At 65.6% G+C, this 23,066-nt stretch carries 16 protein-coding genes and 1 riboswitch; of the genes, 12 read left to right on the forward strand and 4 right to left on the reverse strand.

The window, feature by feature from the left end; translation table 11 throughout:
* Window positions 1-194 precede the first annotated feature (194 nt).
* The 3 genes from hslO to FYJ68_RS05230 all read right to left on the reverse strand — a co-directional run bounded on the left by hslO (window position 195) and on the right by FYJ68_RS05230 (window position 4,324).
* Complete coding sequence (gene hslO / locus FYJ68_RS05220) at window positions 195-1,106, reverse strand: Hsp33 family molecular chaperone HslO (protein WP_154434695.1); 912 nt, start codon at window positions 1,104-1,106, stop codon at window positions 195-197.
* A 237-nt stretch (window positions 1,107-1,343) separates the two neighbouring features.
* Window positions 1,344-2,570 (reverse strand): chloride channel protein, encoded by a 1,227-nt coding sequence (locus tag FYJ68_RS05225; RefSeq protein ID WP_154434697.1) that lies wholly within the window; start codon window positions 2,568-2,570, stop codon window positions 1,344-1,346.
* A gap of 54 nt (window positions 2,571-2,624) precedes the next feature.
* Window positions 2,625-2,700, reverse strand: a riboswitch (Fluoride riboswitch).
* Window positions 2,701-2,926: 226 nt separating this feature from the next.
* The gene (locus tag FYJ68_RS05230; RefSeq protein ID WP_229772043.1) at window positions 2,927-4,324 is read right to left on the reverse strand and encodes a lipopolysaccharide biosynthesis protein; all 1,398 of its coding nucleotides are present in this window, start codon (window positions 4,322-4,324) and stop codon (window positions 2,927-2,929) included.
* A gap of 241 nt (window positions 4,325-4,565) precedes the next feature.
* On the opposite strand from FYJ68_RS05230, the gene FYJ68_RS05235 reads away from it, so the two are divergent.
* From FYJ68_RS05235 to FYJ68_RS05275, 9 genes are all read left to right on the forward strand, one after another.
* Complete coding sequence (locus tag FYJ68_RS05235; RefSeq protein ID WP_154434917.1) at window positions 4,566-7,298, forward strand: phosphoenolpyruvate carboxylase; 2,733 nt, start codon at window positions 4,566-4,568, stop codon at window positions 7,296-7,298.
* A gap of 198 nt (window positions 7,299-7,496) precedes the next feature.
* A complete protein-coding gene (locus FYJ68_RS10170; protein WP_229772044.1) occupies window positions 7,497-9,224 on the forward strand; it encodes a hypothetical protein in 1,728 nt (575 codons plus the stop codon).
* A gap of 456 nt (window positions 9,225-9,680) precedes the next feature.
* On the forward strand, window positions 9,681-9,962 hold the full coding sequence (locus tag FYJ68_RS05245) for a FeoA family protein (protein ID WP_154434699.1): 282 nt from the start codon (window positions 9,681-9,683) through the stop codon (window positions 9,960-9,962).
* A 67-nt stretch (window positions 9,963-10,029) separates the two neighbouring features.
* Window positions 10,030-10,266, forward strand: a complete 237-nt coding sequence (locus FYJ68_RS05250) for a FeoA family protein (protein WP_154434701.1) — start codon at window positions 10,030-10,032, stop codon at window positions 10,264-10,266.
* A gap of 125 nt (window positions 10,267-10,391) precedes the next feature.
* The gene (gene feoB, locus FYJ68_RS05255) at window positions 10,392-13,055 is read left to right on the forward strand and encodes a ferrous iron transporter B (RefSeq protein WP_154434703.1); all 2,664 of its coding nucleotides are present in this window, start codon (window positions 10,392-10,394) and stop codon (window positions 13,053-13,055) included.
* A 198-nt stretch (window positions 13,056-13,253) separates the two neighbouring features.
* Window positions 13,254-14,171 carry a helix-turn-helix domain-containing protein gene (locus FYJ68_RS05260; protein WP_154434705.1) on the forward strand — a complete coding sequence of 306 codons (918 nt, stop codon included), beginning with the start codon at window positions 13,254-13,256 and terminating at the stop codon, window positions 14,169-14,171.
* Window positions 14,172-14,356: 185 nt separating this feature from the next.
* Complete coding sequence (locus tag FYJ68_RS05265) at window positions 14,357-14,905, forward strand: hypothetical protein (RefSeq protein WP_154434707.1); 549 nt, start codon at window positions 14,357-14,359, stop codon at window positions 14,903-14,905.
* A gap of 514 nt (window positions 14,906-15,419) precedes the next feature.
* On the forward strand, window positions 15,420-15,719 hold the full coding sequence (locus tag FYJ68_RS05270) for a DUF1490 domain-containing protein (RefSeq protein WP_154434709.1): 300 nt from the start codon (window positions 15,420-15,422) through the stop codon (window positions 15,717-15,719).
* Window positions 15,720-15,722: 3 nt separating this feature from the next.
* Window positions 15,723-17,879 (forward strand): heavy metal translocating P-type ATPase, encoded by a 2,157-nt coding sequence (locus FYJ68_RS05275; RefSeq protein ID WP_154434711.1) that lies wholly within the window; start codon window positions 15,723-15,725, stop codon window positions 17,877-17,879.
* A 257-nt stretch (window positions 17,880-18,136) separates the two neighbouring features.
* Here the strand turns inward: FYJ68_RS05275 and FYJ68_RS05280 are convergent, their stop codons facing one another.
* Entirely contained in the window at window positions 18,137-19,447 is a 1,311-nt protein-coding gene (locus FYJ68_RS05280; RefSeq protein WP_229772045.1) for an Nramp family divalent metal transporter, read from the reverse strand.
* Window positions 19,448-20,047: 600 nt separating this feature from the next.
* Here FYJ68_RS05280 and FYJ68_RS05285 point away from each other — a divergent pair.
* From FYJ68_RS05285 to eno, 3 genes are all read left to right on the forward strand, one after another.
* On the forward strand, window positions 20,048-20,713 hold the full coding sequence (locus FYJ68_RS05285; RefSeq protein WP_154434713.1) for a DUF3793 family protein: 666 nt from the start codon (window positions 20,048-20,050) through the stop codon (window positions 20,711-20,713).
* Between the two features lie 94 nt (window positions 20,714-20,807).
* Window positions 20,808-21,212 (forward strand): flavodoxin domain-containing protein, encoded by a 405-nt coding sequence (locus FYJ68_RS05290; RefSeq protein ID WP_154434715.1) that lies wholly within the window; start codon window positions 20,808-20,810, stop codon window positions 21,210-21,212.
* 255 nt (window positions 21,213-21,467) lie between these two features.
* On the forward strand, window positions 21,468-22,757 hold the full coding sequence (gene eno, locus FYJ68_RS05295; protein ID WP_154434717.1) for a phosphopyruvate hydratase: 1,290 nt from the start codon (window positions 21,468-21,470) through the stop codon (window positions 22,755-22,757).
* Window positions 22,758-23,066 lie beyond the last annotated feature (309 nt).

Raw genomic sequence — 23,066 nt, forward strand, 5'->3', positions numbered from 1 at the left:
TAACGGGCCCTAAGTGTCCGAGGCTGCGGCCGGGGTAGCGATCTCGGACGGATAGCGGGCCCTAAGTGTCCGAGGCTGCGGCCGGGGTAGCGATCTCGGACGGATAGCGGGCCCTAAGTGTCCGAAGCTGCGAGGGCGAGGGGGTGGTGCTGGGACCGAGGGTGCGGCTGCGCTGTCCGAGCCCGCTTCGATGCCTAGGCAAGCAACTGCGCGAGCTCCTCCGGCGCAAAGACGTAGTCGGCCCCGCAGAAGTGGCAGTGCACGTTGGCAGGCTCGCCCTTCTCCACCATGTCGCGCATCTCGTGCTCGCCCAGCGCCATCACGCAGCGAGCCGCGCGATGGCGGTTGCAGCCGCAGTGGAACTCTGCGGGCATGGCGTCGAGCTCCCGGTAGTCCAGACCGCGCAGGAGGTATCCCAGCATGTCCGACGGCGTCATGCCGTCCTCGAGCATCTGGGTGACGGACCTCACGCCCCTCAGGTTCTGCTCCAGCTCGTCGAGTACGTAGTCGTCATACCCAGGCATCGCTTGGATGATGAAGCCACCCGCCTGACGCACGGAGTAGTCCACATCCACGAGCACGCCCACGCCAAGCGAGGTCGGAATCTGCTCGCTCGCCGCGAAGTAGTAGGTGAGGTCGTCACCGATTTCTCCCGAGACCAGGCCGACGGTGCTGGAGTACGGCTCCATGTGCGAGATGTCGTGCACGACGGTGAGCGTGCCGGGGCCAAGCGCGCCACCTACGTCCAGGTGAGAGTCCTCGCGCAGGGGCAGCCACGCGTTGGGGTTGTTAGCGAACCCCTTTACCTGACCCTTGTTGTTTGCGGTCACGGTGAGGCCCCCGATGGGCCCGTCGCCGCGTACCTCCAGGGTGATGAGCTCGTCGTCCACCTTTGACATTGCGCCAATCATCTGGCCTGCCATCATGAGGCGACCGAGGGCTGCGGTTACGACGCTGCTGGTGTGGTGGTGGTCGCTCGCCGCCTGGACGGTCTCGCGTCCGTTGATGGCAAACGCGCGAAGCTGGCCGTTGGCTGCTGTGCCACGGACGATGTGGTCGTGTGCGCGAACCTTCGCGTCTGCGAAGTCGATGATGTCCTCTGCCATGGGGCCTTCCTTTCTCGCCTGTGTCCAGGCGCATGTTCAATGGCTAGATAGATACCCCAAAGTCGCGCTGTCATGGTGCGGGCGTTGTGACGTCGTAGGTTGCATATGGAGGGGGCAAACGCGGCTCGCGAACAAGGGGCAGAGCGCGCCGCTCGTCTCGTCCCGCCCCGTGCGTCATAGCCCCTCTGCCCCGCGGTCACGCGTCGTTGGCGCAGGCGACGGCATGGCACGCAATGGCTAGGACTCGTGGCGCCAGCCAATCTGTTGCAGCGAGTAGATGGACTTGTCCATGTTGAACAGGTAGGCGACCACGCATACCACGAAGAAGAGGGGCAGGTAGGAGTAGCCAAACACCTCGGTGCCAATGAGGATGGGGGCAAAGAGCGTGTTGGTTGCGGCTCCAAAGACCGCGGCATATCCGAGCGCTGCCACGAGGGGAGCGGGGAGACCTGCGAGGCCGGCGAGAGCGACACCCAGGGAGGAGCCTATGGCGAAGAGGGGAGTCACCTCTCCCCCCTGGAAACCAGCAGCCAGCGTGAGGATGGTGAGCGCGAACTTGAGGGCCCAGTCCCAGGGGAGGACCTGGTCTCCCGAGAAGCTCGCCGAGATGAGGTTGGTTCCCAGGCCGCAGTAGCGTCCCTGCCACAGGAGGAGGAACAGGAGGCTCAAGCAGACCCCCATGACCGCGATGCGCCTGACCGGGTGTTCAAGGTGCGCGGCCGCGATGGCCTTTGCCCACTTGAGGCACCAGGCAAAGAGACCGCCCACCACGCCAAACGCCACGCCGAGAAGCGCCACCCTCCCAAGCGTCGCCGCGTCCAGGGAGACGGGATAGGCAAGGACGACCTCGAACTTCTCCAGTCCGAGCGCCCGCGAGGTCCAGCTTGCGGCGAACGAGGCGGTGAGTGCGGGGAACAACGCCTGGTACTCGAGCCGGCCGGCAACCAAGACCTCGATGGCAAAGAGCGTTGCGGCGAGTGGCGTCCCAAACAGGCCCGCAAAGCCTGCCGCCATGCCCACGATCAGGAAGGTGTTGCCTGGGTTTTTGAACGGAAGCTTCCGTCCCACCCAATGCGAGAGGGTCGCGCCAATCTGCACCGCGACGCCCTCGCGACCGGCGCTCCCGCCAAACAGGTGGGTGAGCCATGTGCCGCCCATGATGAGGGGAATCAGCCGCAGGGGGATGACGTTCTCCCTCCCCAGGCCAACGTCGAACACCAGGCTCATGCCGCGCCCGGTGTTCTTCCCCAGGCGCAGGTACGCCCATGCGATGAGCATGCCCGCCAGGGCGAGGAACGGCACCAGCTGGAACACGTGGGCGTCGCGGAACGCGGTGATCGCGATGAGGACGCGGCCAAACACCGCGTCGATGGAGCCGACCGCCACCCCGATGGGGATGCCCACCGCCCCCAGCAGCAGGATGCCGCCGTAGCTCCCCAGGATGCGCCGTGTCCTCTCGTGCATGCTCTCTCCCTCCCGCCGGTGGTGCCGGCGCACAAAAAAAGACCCCTGCCGCAGAGCGCGACAGAAGTCATCAGCCACAGGGCGGTTTGGGGCACGTGGCCCGGCGGGGAACCTCATCCCGCATGGCCGGGAGGGACGGGCCCGTTCGCGGCGCACGGGGAGAGATGATACGCGAAACCGGGGCGAGACGGGCCGACTTTCTGGGATCGGGCCGCATCTGATGGCGTCCCGCCCGCGCGGCGCCCAATGGTCCCGGCCATCGGCCGAAGCGGTCGTGCGACGGAATCGCATCGCCTCCCGTCTCCTCCGAGGGCGCGTCCGGGGCCGCTCCGCCCCTGTCGCCCGTCCTGCCCGTCCTAGTACGTTCGGACGGGATGGAGGCGGATGTTGACGTATTGGATCACCATCAGGACCATGAGGACCGCCATGACCGCCAGGTAGCCGTACACCGCGCCGTCAAAGCCGACCGTACGCACCATTGTGAAGCTCACCGCCGAGACCACCACCAGGCCCACCAGGTACACCTTGGTCACCGCCTCCTGGCGACGCAGCACCGTGATGATCTGGTACAGGAAGTCGACCACCGCGGACATGCCTCCTGCGACGATCATCAGGTACTGCTGCGTGCGGTAGGGCTCAAAGTCCAGGCCGTACAGCAAGCCCGTGATGCGGATTCCGATGATCGCGGCAATCGCCAGGAACACCACGGTCACCAGGGCGGCGGCGCCTATGACGGCGATAACGATGAGGTCGAAGCGCTTGCGGCCGTCAGGGTCGGCCCAGATCTTGGCCAGGCGCACGAGCTGCGGCTTGTACATGAACCCAACGGCCATGAGAATCGCCTGCGCTGGGAAGTAGATGGCGTTGAAGTAGAGCTGGTCGTCGTAGGGGAGAGGGCCCTCCATCGCAAACTTGGGGATCGCCTCGATGAGCGCGAACAGGAACTGCGCGGCGAAGGCGGGGAAGCACTCCACGAACACCTCGCGCACCTCGACGGCCGCCCACCTGCGCGAGCGCGGGGTCTCGAAGTAGGCGAGGGGGATGGCGAGCAGGAGGAGCGAGGCAAAGCCCGCCACGGCCATGGCGATGCTCGCGACGGTGATGCTGCGGGTGAGGAACAGCGCCACCGTGAAGAGGGCGATCGCCCCGGCGCAGCGGACCCCCTGCGACACGCCGGCGAGCCACAGCTTGTCAAACTGCTGCAGGCGACCCTCGTACACGTCGGCGAGGGAGTCCGCCAGGCGGAACAACAGCGTGGCGTAGCACACCGAGAGCATCTCGTCCGAGTAGCCCCTCAGCGCGAAGTAGAGCCAGCCAGCCGCGACCATGAGCAGGCAGGCGAGCGCGCGCTGGATCTGGTAGGCGCCGAAGGAATCCATCTCGTCGATGTCCGACACCTGGAAGGTCCGCACGCCATACAGGCCCACGAACTGCAGCAGGTTGGCGATCACGAACGCCATCGAGAACATGCCTGCCTGCTCCGCCCCCACCAGGTGGGTGCAGATCATGGTGAGAATGGGGAAGAGGCCGCCCCACAACGCAAGCCCGGCGGTGTTGTACATGTAGTCGCGGGTCTGGTCGTGGCCGGCGTACTGGGCCGTCTGGTCGGCAAGGGAGCCGGAGACGACCGACGAGATGAGGCGGTCCCACCATGCGTTGGCAAGGCGCGCCAGCGCGGGAGGTCGCTTTGCCGCGCTCCTCTCCCTCCCCGCTGCCGACGCCCTCGCTGCCTGCTTCCTGTGGGGTATCTTCATGGGCCCGTATCGCTCCCAAGCATGTCTGGACGGCAATTTCGTACAATCGATTGTATCCCTGCGAGATGGGCGAGAGGCACTCTCCAAAATGTTGCAAGAGACCGTGAACATTGGGTTTCAGGCAGATGGAAGAGGGTACACGTGCGCACTCGCAGAGTATGGTAGACACCGCGAATGCTTCCAAATCCCATGTATCCGCATGTAGGCGGTATGCAACAAAGGAGGAAGGTTGTCTCAGGCAATGAAGAACGACTCCACCTCTGGCCTGTCGGCGGAGGAGATGGAGAGGGCCCTGGCGCAGAGGGCGCTCCAGGACGTCAACGTGCCGGACGAGCTCAAGGACAACCTGGCGTTGTTCCTTCGTCTTGTCCGCAAGGTCATCAAGGAGCATGACCCCTCCATCCGAGATGCGTTCGACCGGCTACTCGAGGACTCCATCGTCGTCAACAACTCCGAGGACGCCAACGCCGATAGCGTCAACTCCGCGTTCAAGGATGCCGTCGACCTCCTCGACGGCATGGGCGTGGAGGACGTCACGGTCCTCATGCGTGCGTTCACCGTGTACTTCCACCTCGCTAATATCTGCGAGGAGAACTACCGTGTGGAATCGCTGCGCAAGCGCGAGCAGGAGATCCCGGTGGACTCCCCCGAGGACCCCATCAACGACATCACGGTGGCCTACCACCAGCTGGTCGACGAGTGCGGGCGCGGCAAGGCCATATCGCTTCTCAACCGCCTGGAGTTCCACCCCGTCTTCACGGCGCACCCCACCGAGGCCCGTCGCAAGGCGGTCGAGGGCAAGATCCGCCGCATCTCGGTGCTGCTCGAGGAGCGCCCGCGCCTTGGTGGCGTCTCGCTTGCCGAGAACGAGCGCCGCATGACGCAGGAGATCGACGCGCTGTTCCGCACGTCCCCCATCGCCATCAAGAAGCCGACCCCCGTGGAGGAGGCCGACACGGTCATCAACATCTTCGACAGCACGCTGTTCGAGATGGTTCCCGAGGTGTACCGTCGCTTCGACGACTGGGAGCTGGGTGACAAGGCCGGCACCGTGCCCCCCATGTGCCCCGCGTTCTTCCACCCCGGCAGCTGGATCGGCTCCGACCGCGACGGCAACCCCAACGTCACCGCCAAGGTCAGCCGCCTGGTGAGCGAGAAGTACCGCGTCCACATCCTCGAAACGCTTGCCGCCCGCACCAACTACGTGGGCCGCAACCTCACCATGGACACCGACATCACTAGGCCCTCCAAGGAGCTCATGAACCTTTGGAGCCACCAGGTGGAGATGAGCGAGGTCCTTACCAACCGCGCCCAGGCCATCTCGGCGTCCGAGATGCACCGCGCCGTGACTATGGTCATCGCGGAGCGCCTCAAGGCCACGATCGCCCGCACGGCTGACATCATGTACAACAACGCCGACGACTACATCGCCGACCTCAAGGTGGTGCAGCGCTCCCTCGCCGCGGGCGGGGCCGTGCGCGAGGCGTACGGGCCGATGCAGAACCTCATCTGGCAGGCGGAGACCTTTGGCTTCCACCTCGTGGAGATGGAGTTCCGCCAGCACTCCCTGGTCCACAGCCGCGCGCTCGAGGACATCCGCGAGCACGGCCGCTGGGGCGAGCGCGGCAAGCTGCAGCCCATGACCGTCGAGGTCCTGGACACCTTCCGCGCCATCGGTACCATCCAGCGCAGGAACGGCGTCAAAGCCGCTCGCCGCTACATCATCAGCTTCACCAAGAGCGCCCAGAACGTCGCCGACGTGTACGAGCTCGCTCGCCTTGCCTTCGCGCACGAGCGCGACGTGCCCACCCTCGACGTCATCCCCCTGTTCGAGCAGGTCGAGGACCTCGAGAACGCGGTCAACACGCTCAACGACATCATCAAGCTGCCCGAGGTCCAGAAGCGCCTGCAGGAGACCGACCGCAAGATGGAGGTCATGCTGGGCTACTCCGACTCCTCCAAGGACGCCGGTCCCACCTCGGCCACGCTCGTTCTCCACGCAGCCCAGGCAAACATCGCCAAGTGGGCGGACGAGAACAACATCGACCTCGTGCTGATGCACGGCCGCGGTGGCGCCGTGGGACGCGGCGGCGGCCCGGCCAACCGCGCGGTCCTCTCGCAGCCCAAGGGCTCCGTCAACTGCTGTTTCAAGCTCACCGAGCAGGGCGAGATCATCTTTGCCCGCTACGGGGACCCCACGCTGGCACGCCGTCACGTGGAGTCCGTCGCCGGGGCGACCCTGCTCCAGAGTGCTCCCTCCATCGAGGTCATCAACACCGAGACCACGGAGAAGTACGCGGACGTCTCCGAGGCACTCGACCTCGAGTCGCGCAAGCGCTTTCTTGACCTTCTGCACACCGAGGGCTTTGCCGAGTGGTTCAGCACGGTGACCCCGCTCACCGAGATTGGCCTCATGCCCATTGGCTCGCGCCCCGCCAAGCGTGGCCTGGGCGCCAAGTCGCTCGACGACCTGCGCACCATTCCCTGGATCTTCTCCTGGTCGCAGGCGCGCACCAACCTCGCCGCCTGGTACGGCCTGGGTACGGCATGCGAGAAGTTCGGCGACCTCAAGAGGCTTCAGGACGCCTATGCGGAGTGGCCCCTCTTCACCACGTTCATCGACAACATCGAGATGTCGCTCTCCAAGACTGACGACCGCCTGGCGCAGATGTATCTTGACCTGGGCGATCGCCCCGACCTCAACAAGAAGGTCATGGACGAGATGCACCTCACGCGCAAGTGGGTGCTCGCCATCACCGGCAACGAGTGGCCGCTGCAGCACCGTCACGTGCTGGGGCCCCTCATCCGCATGCGCCTGCCCTTCGTGAACGTGCTCTCCCTCGCCCAGGTGCGCGCCCTCGACGCGCTCCGCAACAAGGGAGACAAGCTTACGCCCGAGGAGCGCGAGCGCTTCATCTACCTGATCCTCTGCACCGTCTCCGGCGTCTCCGCCGGCCTGCAGAACACCGGGTGATTGACCTCGCTCCAGTGCGAGAGGCTATGTGACGGGACCCCGCGGACTTCGTGTCCGTGGGGTCCCTTTTGTGTGCCGAAGGTTCGCTCGCCATCTCTTACGAACTCAGTCCAGCAACCTGACAAGGGCCTAATTTTGGCCTCCTAACCTTGAATCGCACTGAAGCGAGACCCAAGGACATGCGAAAGGGGCACTTGCATGAGAAGGCAGCATTCTGACGCGACCGATGAGAGGGACAACCTAAAGATGGCGGGGAGGGGTGCGGCTGCCGTCGCCCTGGCGGCGCTCCTGACGCTTCCCGTGCCGGCGGTCGCGCTTGCGGGGACCGGACTCTCCCAGGGTGCGCAGGCTGAGGCCGCGACCGCCTCTGCCGGCCACGTCCTCATCGGCAAGGTGGGCATTGAGGACTCTGACAACTTCGACGACGACGGCAACCCCGATCCCGACAAGGTTATCTACTCCTACGACGTCTACAGCGACGACGAGGGCGTCACGGCTAACAGCTGGGGCGGCTACACCATCAACATCCAGAAGCTCAAGGACTACGTCTCGGCCCATGGTTACAAGTTCCAGGCCGGGCTCGTGGGCAATGTGAGCGTGTCCAAGTCCGACATCGGAAAGCTCAATCGCATCTACGCGGTCGTGAAGGACCCCAACGCCGCCCCTGCCGCTCCCACCGCCACCGACGTGGCGCAGGCAAAGGTCACCGTGCGGAGCGCCTCCGACGCCACCAAGTCCAAGGACTACTCCCTCACCGAGGGCACCTACCAGATTGGGAACGTGATCAAGACCGCCTCGGGCTACACCTGCGTGGTCACCCTGCCCGCGGACAAGCAGCAGTCCTACGTTGACCAGTTTGCCAAGGACGAGGGCGCCGACTTTGCGTCGCAGGGCTTCTCCCAGATCCAGTTCTACTTCTCGTACCAGGGCGGGGCCTGGACCAACACCACCACCGACCAGTACATCTACGTCCGCGACGCCGTCCACACCGTGACCGTCGAGCTTGGCTATGACGCCGACGGGGACGGCAAAGAGGACGCGCTGACCCTCTCCGCCAACGATGACAAGGCAATCTCGGGCAGCGAGCTCTACAAGCTCGACAAAGCCACGAAGGGCGGGTGCTCCCTCAAGGCGCTGACCTTTGACGCGGATGGCAAGTACGCGTTCGATACCACGCAGAAGATCACCAAGGACACCACGCTTCACGCCCAGTGGCAGAAGAACGAGCACAAGCTCGTCGGCACCTTTGGTCTGGCAACCTACAAGGACGGCAAGCCCGACAAGACCGTCTTCTCGTTCGAGGCGTACGCGGACGATCCCGACGTAAAGCAGTTTGGCGGCCAGTACTGGGTCAGCACCCAGCGCATCCACGAGTGGCTCGACCAGAACTCCGACTACGCGACCACCTCGGTGATCCCCAGCACCAGCAGCAGCGGCTATCCCGTCTCCACCAACGAGGGCGCCGCGAAGACCGTCCTCTTCGAGGTCACCTTCAACGGCACCCAGAAGGCCGAGACGGTCGAGATGTTCCGCCTGTACAACCCCAACTCGGGCGAGCACTTCTACACCAATAACGCGGCCGAGAGGGACCACCTGGTGAGCGTGGGCTGGAAGTCCGAGGGCACCGGCTGGACTGCCCCCAAGACGTCCAAGACCCCGGTCTACCGCCTGTACAACCCCAACGCGGGCGACCACCACTACACCACCAGCGCCTACGAGCGTGACAGCCTCGTCAAGGCCGGCTGGAGGGACGAGGGCATCGGCTGGTACTCGGACGACGCCAAGGGCGCGCCCGTGTACCGCGAGTACAACCCCAACGCCACCTCCGGCGCCCACAACTTCACGACCAACAAGGCCGAGGACGAGCACCTTGCCTCCGTTGGCTGGAACCAGGAGGGCATCGCCTGGTACGGCGTGAAGCGGTAGCGAGGGTCGCGGCGCAGGTCACGAACCCAAGCGAGGGGAGCCCCGCAGGCCAGACGGCCCGCGAGGCTCCCTCTTTCTTACTCTTGCGTGCGCCCCTCCCGTGCCGCGATCCCCCCACGCAACCTCGGACACATAGGTGGCGTTATCAGTCCGGCCTCGCTCCCGGGGCTGCAACCTCGGACATATAAGTGGCGTTATCGGTCCGAGGTTGCGAGTATGCGAGGAAGTAGGACTCTGTAGCTCCTCGTGTGAGCAAAATGTCATAAGCCAAGTAACATAATAGTCCGTCCGAATGGGCCAGCCTACCAATGGTTACCTGCGCAAATGGTGTTTACCGCAGAAAACTTGTCCCTTTGGGGTCCCGCATAGAAAGTAAACCCTATACTACTTTTACGAGTTAGGTGAAAGTAACTTCTCCCGTCGGCAGAAGTCGGCGGGCCAATGGGGGTGAGAGGGATGGATGGCACGGTTATGGGAGACGTTCGGTCCGACAGCACCGCACAGGTCCATGTGACGGGCGCGCAGCTTCCGCTTGCCATGGTCCGCGAGGGCGAGACCGTGACCGTCGCGAAGGTTCGCGGTGGCCAGGACCTTCGACAACACCTCGCGGAGCTCGGCTTTGTGCCGGGCGGCACGGTCAAGGTCGTCTCGCGCGTGAACGGGGACGTGATCGTGGGCGTGAAGGGCGCCACCTTTGGCATCGGGCGCGACATGGCGATGAGGATCGTCACCTGCTAGCGCAGATTTCGACGTTAGGTTTCAATGGGCCGGCGACTGCCGGCATTCATGTGGAAGGGGAAGTTGCATGGCAACGCTTCGAGACGTGAAGGTGGGCGAGACCTGCACGGTCGCGCGCCTGACCGGCACCGGTGCGGTCAAGCGCCGCATCATGGACATGGGCCTCACCAAGGGCGCCAAGGTGTTCGTTCGCAAGGTCGCCCCGCTGGGCGACCCCATCGAGTGCACCGTGCGAGGCTACGAGCTGTCGCTTCGCAAGGACGAGGCGCAGGACGTGGAGGTCACCGACATCGCCAAGGCGTAGCCCCTTTTTGCCCTTTAAGTTAGCTGAGTCTAACAAATGTGGCTTGCGAGGTGGCAATAGTAAGACGCGGGAAACAATCCGACTATCCAACCGACGCGTCAGATGGTAGGAAAGAAAGGCGAGTAATGGCAGAGAAGTACAACATTGCCCTGGCTGGTAACCCAAACTGTGGCAAGACGACGCTGTTCAACGAGCTCACGGGCTCCAACGGCTACGTGGGTAACTGGCCGGGTGTCACGGTCGAGAAGAAGATGGCAACCTGGAAGAAGGACCACGACGTCACGTTTGTGGACCTGCCTGGCATCTACTCCCTCTCCCCGTACTCCCCGGAGGAGGTCGTCTCTCGCGACTATGTGGTGAACGAGCGCCCCGACGCCGTGATCGACCTGCTCGACGTTACCAACATCGAGCGCAACCTGTACCTCACCACCCAGCTGCTCGAGGCCGGTCGTCCCGTGGTCGTAGGCCTCAACATGTGCGACCTGCTCAAGCAGCACGGCGAGACCATCGATGTCAAGGAGCTCTCGCACATGCTCGGCGTTCCCGTTGTCGAGGTCTCCGCGCTCCGCAACCACAACCTTGACAAGCTCGTGAGGGAGGCCGAGAGGGCAGCCAAGGAGGGGACTCCCGCCAAGCCCCTGGAGTGCTTCTCGCCCGAGGTCGAGGAGGCTCTCGCCAAGATCGCGAAGGGCATCGAGGGGCAGTGCAAGCCCGAGCTCGTCCGTTGGTACGCCGTCAAGGTCTTTGAGCGCGACGTCGACGCCATCAAGCCCCTGGGCCTCACGGCTGAGGAGGTCAAGGCCTTCGAGCCTACGATCGAGGCGGTGGAGAGGGACCGCGACGACGACGCCGAGTCCATCATCACCGGCGACCGCTACGACTTCATCGCCAAGGTCATGGACCGTGCCGTGAAGAAGTCCGTGGGCGCGCTCTCGACCTCGGAGAAGATCGACCGCGTGGTCACCAACCGCATCCTGGGCCTTCCCATCTTCATCGCGGTCATGTGCCTGGTGTACTACATCGCCATCGGCACCGTGGGCACCGCGGCGACCGACTGGGTCAACGACAACCTGTTCAGTGACGGCTTCTTCGTGAGCTCCGCCTCGCAGCAGCAGTACGAGTCGGACGAGGAGGCATGGTCCGACGCAAACTACGACGACATGATCTCGGGCTACATTGCCGCCGCCGCCGACAAGGGCGTGGACACCGACGGCGTCCAGGACGCCATCGATGCCGACGAGCAGACCTCCGAGACCCAGGCGACCATCGAGAAGTTTGAGGCCGCAGCCAAGAAGGCCGACGTCGTCGCGACCGACGTCCCGGTGACCGACGGTGACGGCAACTTCGTGGACACCGACGGCAACATCATCACCAAGCTTGACTCCGACGGCAACCCCGTGCTCGCCTCGGGTCAGAAGCTCGAGACCCTCTCGACCGTCACCGAGGCGGACTTTGAGGACGCCCTCGACCACCCCGAACCCGACCAGCACGACTACGGCAACTTTGTGGACTCCATCCCCACCGCCGCGACCAACGCGCTTACTGCAGCAGGTGCATCTGACGTCGTGATCAGCCTCGTCGTCGACGGCATCATCGGTGGCGTGGGCTCCGTCCTGGGCTTCATCCCCCAGATCTTCGTCCTCTTCATCCTGCTCTGCTTCCTCGAGGACTGTGGCTACATGAGCCGCGTGGCCTTCGTGATGGACCGCGTGTTCCGACGCTTTGGCCTCTCCGGGAAGTCGTTCATCCCCATGATCGTCTCGTCCGGCTGCGGCGTGCCTGGCGTCCTCTCCACCAAGACCATCGAGAACGAGCATGACCGCCGCATGACCGCCATGCTCACCACCATGATCCCGTGCTCCGCCAAGTTGCCGATCATCGCCCTGGTCATGGGCGTGCTGGTTGGTTCCGATAACGGCGCCTGGTGGGTTGCCCCCATGTTCTACTTCATGGGCGTCGTCGCAATCATCGTCTCGGCCGTCATGCTCAAGAAGACCAAGCCCTTCCAGGGTGAGCCCGTCCCGTTCGTGATGGAGCTGCCCGACTACCATCTGCCCTCCGTCAAGAGCTGGATGCTGCACGTGTGGGAGCGCGTCTCCGCCTACGTCAAGAAGGCCGGCACGATCATCTTCGCCGCGGCCGTGGGCATCTGGGTCCTCTCCAACTTCGGCATCGCGGGCTGGGACGGCGGAAACGGCTCGTTTGGGTTCCTGCAGTCGATGGACGGGGCGCCCGACACCTACATGGACTACTCCATCCTCGCCGGCGTGGGCGGTGCCCTGAGCTTCATCTTCGCGCCGCTTGGGTTTGGCAACTGGCAGGCAACCGCGTCCACCATCTCGGCCCTCATCGCCAAGGAGAACCTGGTCTCCACGTTCGGCGTCCTCTACGGCCTGGGCAGCGCGACCGAGAACTCGGTGAGCATGTGGCAGGGCTTCGCCAACATGTTCACGATCGGCGGGGTGCTCCACGTTGGCGCCATGTGCGGCTTCGTTGCCTTCAACATGCTCTGCGCCCCCTGCTTCGCTGCCATGGGCACCATTCGCAAGCAGATGGACGACCCCAAGTGGTTCTGGTTCGCCATTGGATACGAGTGCGGATTCGGCTGGGTCGTGGGCCTGCTCATCAACCAGTTCTACGAGCTCGCGGTGTTTGGCAACTTTGGTTTCTGGACCGTCGTGGCGTTTGCGCTTCTCGCCCTCATGCTGTTCCAGCTCTTCCGTCCCATGCCCAAGTGGGACAAGAAGGACGACAAGATCCTGGACAGCCTCTCGGAGGAAGCCGCGTAGCGAGCGAGTCATCGTCGGCTGGCGCCCGGTGCGCCAAGCCAGGGGCGCGTCGCCGGCGGACCGTCGGCGGCGTGCCCCCGTTGGAAGGGAGGGGTGCAACATGGACGAGCTCATTGCGGCGGCGCTTGCGGCGGGCGTCTCGCTTGGCTCCGTGCTGCTGAGGGATGTCTGCCTCAGGCGGGCTTCGGGGGAGGCTCGATGAGCCGGACGGAAGCTTTCTGCCACGCAAGAAGGACGAAGGCTTGCCCCTGTGGCGGTCCCGCCTCGTCCTGCGTCGAGGTCCTCGACGGGGTGTGGCTCCTGTTGGTTGGCAGGGCGCCGCACTCTCGTGTCACGCTTCCGCAGGGGCCCAGTCCCCTCGACATGGTGGCGGTCAGCCACTGCAGGCGGGGCATCTGCCTGGCACGGCACGGTGAGGTTAACGAGGTCATCTGCCCCGGCGAGTCGTTTGTGCTCCGCCTGGCGGGGCAGGGGAGGGTCGACCTCGAGGCGGACTTCGAGGGGGTCATCGTCCTCGTCAACCCCGACCGCCTCGCGGGCGCCCCCCGCTCGTCGCTCGAGGAGTTCGACGTGGACCTGGAGGGGCTCGAGTCGGCGTTGTGGGGCGGCGGGTCCGGCTTCCGCCGGCTCGAGGGAGTGCCGCGCGTCCCCCACGTGCTCGTCGAGCTCATGGACTCCTCGGCGGGGGAGCGGGGCGGATACCGGCGCCTCAAGGTCATCGAGCTACTGCGCGAGCTGTCGGTGGTCGGCCGCGCGGACGCCGGATCGGATGTACCGCGGTCGGTTGGCCGCGCCAACCACGAGCGCGTGGCGTATCGCGCTCAGGCCATCATGACCGGCAACCTCGAGACGCCCGTGACGATCCCCGCGCTCGCCCGTGCCTGCGAGACGTCGCCCACGGTGCTCAAGCAGGCCTTCCGCGAGGTGATCGGCGTGCCGGTGTACACGTGGTACCGCTCCTATCGCATCCACGAGGCCGCCCGGCTCCTGGAGGACCGCGAGCGGAGCATCGCCGACGTCGCCGCGGAGGTGGGGTACTCCAACCCCTCCAAGTTCACGAAGGCGTTCGCCGCCTGCATGGGAAAGACGCCCAGCCAGTGGAGGGCCTCGCTATAGCGGGGCCCTCGTCCCTCTCGCCTAGTAAATGGAGCGAGGTGGCCAAGGCTTGGGCATCGGCTATCCTCTGCCGCCTGCCGTTGGGTTGCCCTCAGATGTATGCGGGGGTGATGGCGATTGCGTCCTGCCGCGTCGCATGGGTCCGCCGTGGTCCATCCTCTTTCAGGATGGAGAAAGGGGACCGCATGGAGAAGAAGGCGTTTGCCTCCCGCTACCTCTGCCTTGCGTTCGTGCTCGCGGCGCTTGCCGAGGTCGCCGTGGTGGGAAGCCTGGTACTGGGGTCGTACCTGGGCATCGTCGTGGTGCTCGTTGCCACGGGGGTGCTCGTGATGGTCACGCTCGTGCGTGCCGTGCTGGCGTGGCGGCGGCTCGCCAAGGCTCACAGGGCGGGGACCGACGATGACGAGTCGCCGTTTGCTGAGGACCGCGTGGTCCTGCCCACGGTCGAGATGGGCAGGGAGGAGTACGACCGCCTGGTTGAGGTCTACGAGTCGCACATGGATGCCGCTGCGGCGCTGGAGCGCACCATCCAGGTCACGAGGCGCGTCATGGGGTCCCAGAAGCTGCGAGGGCGCTTCAGGCACCTGCTGCTGAAGCGGCTCCTCAAGGAGGAGGACCATCTCGCGCGCCGTTCGATGGACCTTGCGGTGGAGCTTGCGGGCGCCATCAACGAGTCGCCCCTCGCGGACGGGGACGAGACCGACCCCGATGCCGATCTGGAGGAGCGCCTGTAGACCCTGCCGCGTGGCTTTGCGGGGGGGGGTGCTGAGAAAAGTCGAGTTGTGGCAATCCGAGGTTGGCCTGTTCTGAGGGAAGACGAGTAGTGGCAGCAAACGAGGACAGAACGAGGGTGTCCCGCTGCCAATAGTCGCGATTCCCGGGCAGAGTCGGGCCTCGGATTGCCACAGCTCGAGATTCCTCAGCAGCTTACCCGCATGTGGGCCTCCAATCCGTGTGGGGCCGGGGTACCTTGGGCGTTCCGACTGTGACAACACGGCGCAGAGATTTTAAAGTGATCGGCTTCGGCATCCATCAGCCTTGGCGTCCGCATGGCGCCAGCCTCGCCAGGACCCTCTGGACAAGCGGCGTCCGGTGCGGCGTCGTCGGGGTGCGTCGAGACGCGGTGAAGACGCGACCGTTTGGGCCATGTGACCGCGGGGAGTTGCCCCGCCATCCCCTGGAGCCATAGATTCGCCCCTTGACCTCCCGCTGCAGGGTCGGGAGGAACGACAAGAGAGAGGACTGACCATGGCTCATCACTTCTGGATCTTTGCAGGTGGCGCAGCCGCCGCCGGTGCCGTTGCGGGTCTTGCGACCTCAGGCATCCTCCACAGGGGTGCGGTCGCCGTCACGTCTGGCTGCATGCGTGTAGCCGACGCGGTGAGCACCGAGACGCAGAGCATCGTGGACGACGCGAGCGACGCGACCGCCGAGGCGCGCCGCCAGGCCAAGATCGACGCCGCGGTGCGCGAGCGCATGGCGGAGCTCGAGAAGGGCGTGCGCGACGAGGTCATCGCGAAGGTCGACGCCGAGGGGGCAGAGGCCTAGCACATGCTCTACTCTATCGTCTCGGACATTCCGGGGCGCCTAAGGCTTCGCTGCGGCGCGCGGCTCTTCGACGAGGGAGAGGCGCGCGGCATCGCGTACCGGCTGATGCGCACCCCGGGCGTCCGCCATGCCGAGGTCCATCCTGCCAACGGCTCCATCCTCGTGCGCTTTGACCCAGTGGCACGCGGTCGCGTGCTGCGGGTCGTCGACTCCCTCGACGTGCTGGCCCTCCCGAGCGAGGAGGTCGGCACCGAGGACTTCTGCACCGCCATCGAGGTCGCGGACGAGAACAACCGGTTCGCCCTGAGGGTGGGCAACCTCGTCGCCTGGCGACTCATCAGGCTGGCGCTCCTGCCCACGCCCCTGCGCATCGCTTGGACCGTGGTGCGTGCCGCGGGCTTTGTGCGAGAGGGGCTTCGCAGACTCCTCGCGGGTCAGCTCACGGTGGAGGTCCTGGACGCCACCGCGATCGTGGCGTCGCTGCTGCGTGGCTCGTTCGCCGAGGCGGGCACGGTCATGTTCCTCCTCCAGCTCTCGGACGCCATGGAGACCCACGTGCAGAGCCGCGCGCACCTCGCCCTCAAGGAGGGTCTGGTGACGCGCGCCGAGAACGTGTGGCTCGTCGGGGATGACGGTGACGTGCGCATCTCGATGGCGGAGGTCCGTCGCGGGCAGGTGCTGCACCTTACCGCCGGCTCCGTGCTGCCCGTCGACGGCACTGTCGTGGACGGCGAGGGTAGCGTGGACGAGGCGTCCATGACGGGGGAGGCGCGCCCCGTCCGCAAGGCGGAGGGCTCCACCGTGTACGCTGGCACCGCCCTCCAGGACGGCGACCTCAGGGTGCGCGTCGACGCGCCTCCCGGTGCGTCCCGCATAGACGGCATCGCGACGATGGTTGAGCGCTCCCAGGAGCTCAAGGCCAGCGTGCAGGGGAGGGCCGAGCGTCTCGCCGACGGACTCGTCCCCTACAGCTTCCTGGCCTTCTTCGCCATCTGGGGCGTTACGCGCAACATGACCAAGGCCATGACCGTCCTCATGGTGGACTACTCGTGCGCCATCAAGCTCTCGACCCCCATCGCCGTCATGAGCGCCATGGACGAGGCCTCCCGGCAGCGCATCGTGGTCAAGGGTGGCAAGTACCTGGAGGCCCTGGCCGCGGCTGACACGGTTGTGTTCGACAAGACAGGCACCCTCACACACGCCTCGCCGCGCGTCGAGCGGGTCCTGTCGTTCGATGAGATGGATGAGGCGAGCGTGCTGCGCTACTCGGCCTGCATTGAGGAGCACTTTCCGCACAGCATGGCTCGCGCGATCGTGGAGGAGGCGCGCCGCCGCGGACTCCGCCACGAGGACGAGATGCACGCCGAGGTGCGGTACGTGGTCGCCCATGGCATCTCGACCACCGTGGACGGGGCCAACGCCGTTATCGGCAGCGCGCACTTCGTCTTCGAGGACGAGGGGGTGCCGCGCCCGGACGGCCTCGATGCCATGCTCGAGGAGGTGGCGCCGCGCTCCTCCGTCGTCTACCTTGCGATCGACTCGCGGCTGGTGGGCGCCATCTGCATCGGGGACCCGCTGCGCGAGGAGGCCCCGGCGGTTCTCGCCAGGCTTCGCCGCCTGGGTGTCCGCCGCCTTGTGATGCTTACGGGCGACTCGGAGCGCTGTGCGTCCCACGTTGCCGCCCACCTGGGGATAGACGAGTACCACGCGCAGGTCCTCCCCGAGGACAAGAGCTCGTACGTGACCACACTGCGTGACGGGGGTCACGTCGTGGTCATGGTGGGGGACGGCATCAACGATTCCCCGGCGCTTGCGACCGCCAACGTGAGCGTTGCCATGAGCGACGCGAGCGACATCGCGCGCGCGGTGGCGGACGTGAGCGTGCTCGACGCCTCGCTTGAGTCCCTCGTGACCATGCGCGTCCTCGCCCAGCGCCTCATGAGGCGGATTCACGACGACTACCACCTGATCGTCGCGCTCAACTCAGTGCTCATCGCGCTGGGCGTGGCGGGCGTCCTCCCGCTTACCACCGCGGCATACATGCACAATGGGTCCACGTTCGCCGTGGCGGCGCTCAACACCCGTCGCCTCCTGCCCCGCGGGCGCGAGGCGTGGCGTCTTGGGCTCCCTGATGCGGAAGCCCCAAGCGGAGGGTGCTGAGGAAAGTCGAGCGGTGGCAATCCGAGGCCGGTCTGCGCTGAGGGAAGACGAGTAGTGGCAGCGAGCGAGGACAGAACGATGGTGTCCCGCTGCCAATAGTCGCGATTCCCGGGCAGAGTGGGGCCTCGGATTGCCACAGCTCGAGATTCCTCAGCCGCTCGCGCGCGGGCGCGCCGCGTGGATTGCCACAGCTCGAGATTCCTCAGCACCCCAACTCCGCGAGGCGCCCGCAAGCCGACCCCTGGGGCGCCTCGTCGTCAGCCCAGCAGGCCAATCACGTCGATGAACGTGACGGTGACGCCGATGGCGACCAGAACGACCTTGGTCGCCGTCGAGTTCCGCCACCTGCCCATCACGCGCCTAGACGACGTGAGGTACACCTGCAGGAACACCGTGATGGGAAGCTGCAGGGAGAGGAGCGCCTGGCTCACCACCAGGCCCTGGAACGCGTTGGGCACCAGCAGGCACGCCAGCGCGGCGGCAGCCATGCATGCGACCACGCCCACGGAGGAGTGGCGGTCGTGGATGTCGTACTCCTCCCCAAACATGCCCGCGCTGATCGTCCCCGCGGCCATGGCGGCGGTGATGGACGACGAGAGCCCCGCAAGCAGGAGTGCCAACGCAAAGGTGACGGTCGCCGCCTGACCCAGGATGGGGGAGAGGGTCTGCGCCGCCACCGCGAGGTCATCCACCACGATGCCACGCGCAAAGAACGTCGTGGCGGCCAGGATGACCATCGCCGAGTTGATGGCCCAGCCCACGCCCATGGAGAACAGCGTGTCCACGAACTCGTTTCTCAGGCGCTCGCGAACCACGTCGTCACCCCGCGCCTCGAAGTGTTGGCTCTGGATCACCTCGGAGTGCAGGAACAGGTTGTGGGGCATCACCACGGCGCCCAGGACGCTCATCACGATGGCGAGCGAACCCGACGGGAGGGCGGGCGTGACCCACGAGACTGCTGCCTCGCCCCAGCTCACGTCCACGAGCGCGAGCTCGACCAAAAACGAGATCCCGATGAGGGACACGAAGGCGATGATCCACCGCTCCACCCGCTTGTACGAGCTGCTCATGAGGAGGGAGAGGGACGCCGCGGCGACGAGGACGCTCCCCACGGGCAGGGGGAGGCCAAACAGCATCTGCAGTGCGATGGCTCCGCCCAGGACCTCGGCGAGTGCGGTGGCAACGGTGGCGAGGTAGGCGCTCGCCAGGATCAGGCGCGAGACAGGTCGCGGAAGGTGCGTGGTCGTGGCCTCCGCAAGGCACTGTCCGGTGGCGATGCCCAGGTGCGCGGCGTTGTGCTGCAGCATGATGAGCATGATGGTGGAGAGGGTCACCACCCAGAGCAGCGAGTAGCCAAACTGCGAGCCTGCCGCCATGTTCGACGCCCAGTTGCCCGGGTCGATGAAGCCTACCGTCACCAGCAGGCCGGGGCCGATGCTCCTCAGGATCTCGAGGCCACCGTGCCCGCCCGTCCTCATGCCGCCAAACCTCCGCCGCAGGCGCTGCGGCAGCGTGTCTCTCGCCTGCTCTGAGTCGGTGGTCCCGTTGCTGACATTGGTCATGGTCATGTCCCTTCGCGATTGGGCCTATTGTCTCGCAGGTCCAAAAAGTTAGGTTGAGTTAACTATTAGATACCCGGTGGACGCCGTGCCATACGGGAGGGCTTCGTAGCTGTCGGGCGAGAGGGGCCAGGGCACTGTGCCTGCCACTCACGTCCGTTGGGTGCCCGGCTTGCCCGCCGGCAGCGAAGGCGCTTGCCACCCCGCAGCGGACGCGCTTCCGGAGGCACCGACCTCGCACCGCCCCGTGGACCGCGCGCCGTGGCTTGCCCCGCCCCCCCGGAGACGCTGGAATCGCGACGAGCCTGCGGCCCACCTCTGTGACCTGCCGGGACCTGGCAGCCGCTGGCCCAAACGGACGCAGGCGAGAAAATCCCGCCCGTCTCCCCTTGTACAAGTTAGACATGGTGTACTCTATGTGCCAAGGAGTTAGCCAAGTAAAACACTTGCAGCAAGCGTCATCTCCTTCCTGACGCAGGCGGACCCTCTCCCCGCAACGCGCTCAGGTTTTCCCAGGCGTCGCCGGCATCCCCCCTTTCCTATGCCGGCGACGCATTTTGAACTAGGCGAACCTGCGCCGTCCCCGGGCGGCGCGACACGGAGGTTCTGATGTGTGGAACGGGTGCCATGTCGGTGAGGGCGGATTCCGACAGCCTTGAGGGCTGCGACTCCCTAGAGAGCAGGGTCTGCCACGGCTTTGCCTGCACGTTCGTGCGGGCGGCAGGTGCGGTGATCGAGGGCGAGAAGCCCGCTGCGATCTTCTCCGTGCGCATCGAGCCCGCTGGCACCCCTCCCGGGCCGCAGACGCGCAATGCCCTGAGGGACGCCGTTCGGACCTACGAGGTCGAGCTCCCTCTCCGCGGCATCATCCTCATTGCGCTGGGCGAGCGCTCCAACAGGATCCAGCTCCTCGCGTACCGGCCAAACCTGGTTGCGGAGGTCCTGGGCGACCCGGCGACCCGCTCCTTCCTCAAGGGGCTTGGATATCCCGTTGACAACGTCGCAGAGTTCATGGGCACCCTCCGCAGGCGCCTCGCGGCACACCTGCGCGGCGAGGGAGTCCCCTTTCCCCACGAGATCGGCGTGGTCCTTGGCTATCCGCTGGAGGACGTCCTGGGTTACATGCACGGGGCAAGCGAGACGTGCCGTGGCCCCTGGAGGTCCTACGGGGACGCTCGGACGGCCGAGCTCCGCTTCTTGCGCGTCGCGTGCAGCGAGAGAGCGTGCAGGGAGCGCTTTGTCTCGGGGCTGACGTTGGACCGCCTGCTCGCGTGACCAGGGGACGGACGACGCAGGGGCGGCCGCACCCTGACGTCCACCGTCGCCCGCGCCCTCGTCACACGGACGAACATACACCCAAGGAGGAACCATGAAGAACGTAGCGGTCGTGTACTGGACGCAGTCGGGAAACACCGAGGCGATGGCAAGCGCGCTGGCAGAGGGTGCGTCGACGGAGGCAACGGAGGTCTCGTCCTTCTCGCCCGCCAGCGTGGCGGACTACGACGCCCTGGCATTTGGCTGTCCCGCCATGGGCTCGGAGGAGCTCGACCCCGACTTCGAGGAGGTGTGGAACGAGTGCGTTCCTCATCTGGGGGAGAGGCCCGTGGCGCTCTTTGGCAGTTACGACTGGGGCACAGGTGAGTGGATGGACACCTGGCGCCAGGCGGCCGAGGACGCGGGCGTCAACGTGGTGGACTCGGTTATCGCCAACCTCGAGCCGGACGACGAGGCGCTCGCCCGCCTGAGGGAGCTTGGGTCTCGGCTGGCGTCCTAGCGGCGATGGTGACGGGAGTGCTCGAGAATCCGGTCTCCGCATGGACTGCGGGCTGGTGCTGCTTAAAGAATCCGGTGCTTGCATGAGTCACGAGCGGGGAGTGATTAGGGAACTCGGCGCTCGGCAGGATTCTGGGGTGCACGGCTCGTGCAAGCACCGGTGAAATTAAGCATCTCGCCTGCGAGTGAAATCGCGCTGCTCGTCTGGGTAAGAAGCAAAATGACAGAATGAAACTAACATATTGGGAGGTCCGATATGGCAGAGATTATCGACGTGTACGGTCGCGAGGTCCTGGACTCCCGCGGCAACCCCACCGTTGAGGTGGAGGTCACGCTTGCGGACGGCTCGCATGGCAGGGCGATCGTCCCCTCAGGAGCCTCGACGGGCGAGTTCGAGGCCTGCGAGCTGCGCGATGGTGACGCTGCCCGCTACCAGGGCAAGGGCGTTTCGCAGGCGGTCGCCCACGTGAACGACGAGCTGGCGGAGGCGATCATCGGCCTCGACGCCGAGGACCAGCGCGCGGTCGACGCGGCCATGCTCGCGGCGGACGGCACACCCAACAAGTCCAAGCTCGGAGCCAACGCCATCCTGGGCTGCTCGCTTGCCGTTGCCCGTGCCGCGGCCGAGTCCACCGGCCAGCCGCTCTACGCGTACCTGGGCGGCGTCAACGCGCACACGCTCCCCACGCCCATGATGAACGTGCTCAACGGCGGCGTCCACGCGGACAACAACGTGGACTTCCAGGAGTTCATGATCATGCCCGTTGGCGCGCCCACCTTTGCCGAGGCGCTTCGCTGGTGCACCGAGGTCTACCACACGCTCAAGGCTGTGCTCAAGGAGTCCGGCCACTCTACCGGCGTGGGTGACGAGGGCGGCTTCGCGCCCGACCTCAAGACCAACGCGGAGCCGCTGGAGTACCTGCAGCGCGCCGTCGAGCGTGCCGGCTTCAAGCCCGGCGAGGACTTTATGTTCGCCATGGACCCCGCCACGAGCGAGCTCTACAACAAGGAGACCGGGCTCTACGAGCTCAAGGGAGAGGGGCGCAGCCTCACGAGCGACCAGATGGTCGACTACTGGGAGCAGCTCGTTGACAAGTACCCCATCATCTCCATCGAGGACGGCCTGGCCGAGGAGGACTGGGATGGCTGGGTCAAGCTCACCCAGCGCCTGGGCAAGCGCGTCCAGCTTGTGGGCGACGACCTGTTCGTTACCAACACCGCCCGCCTCAAGAAGGGCATCGAGCTTGGCGCCGCCAACGCGATCCTCATCAAGGTGAACCAGATTGGCACGCTCACCGAGACGCTCGAGGCCATGCAGGCGGCCCAGCGAGCTGGCTACGCTTGCATCGTCTCGCACCGCTCCGGCGAGACCGAGGACACCACGATCGCCGACCTCGCCGTCGCGACCAACGCCGGCCAGATCAAGAGCGGCGCACCCTGCCGCAGCGACCGCGTCGCCAAGTACAACCAGCTCCTCCGCATCGAGGACGTTCTGGATGACGCCGCCGACTTCGCCGGCCGCGACGCCTTCTACAACATCCGCTAGCGGCATCCCCTGAAGGAGGGCGGGCCATACGGGGCGGGACGCATGCCGATGGGTGTGCGTCCCGCCTTCGTGTGTATTCGGCCGTGCAATGCTTAAAGACCCTAGCCCTCGTGTTGATTTAGCGATGGTGTGCTTAGCGCCCCTAGGCCTCGTGTCGTTTTTTGTCCGTTCCCGTCACATGAGGGTTAGGGTGATTAAGCATTCCGTGCCAGAAATCAACACGAGGGCTAGGTTTGTTAAGCACGGGGCGGTGGAATCCGCATGGGGTCTAGCGCGGCTAAGCATTCCGCTCCCGAATCAACACGAAGG

Origin of the sequence: Olsenella porci, from assembly GCF_009695875.1 — a bacterium.
In the GTDB taxonomy this organism is placed as follows: Bacteria; Actinomycetota; Coriobacteriia; order Coriobacteriales; family Atopobiaceae; genus Olsenella_H; species Olsenella_H porci.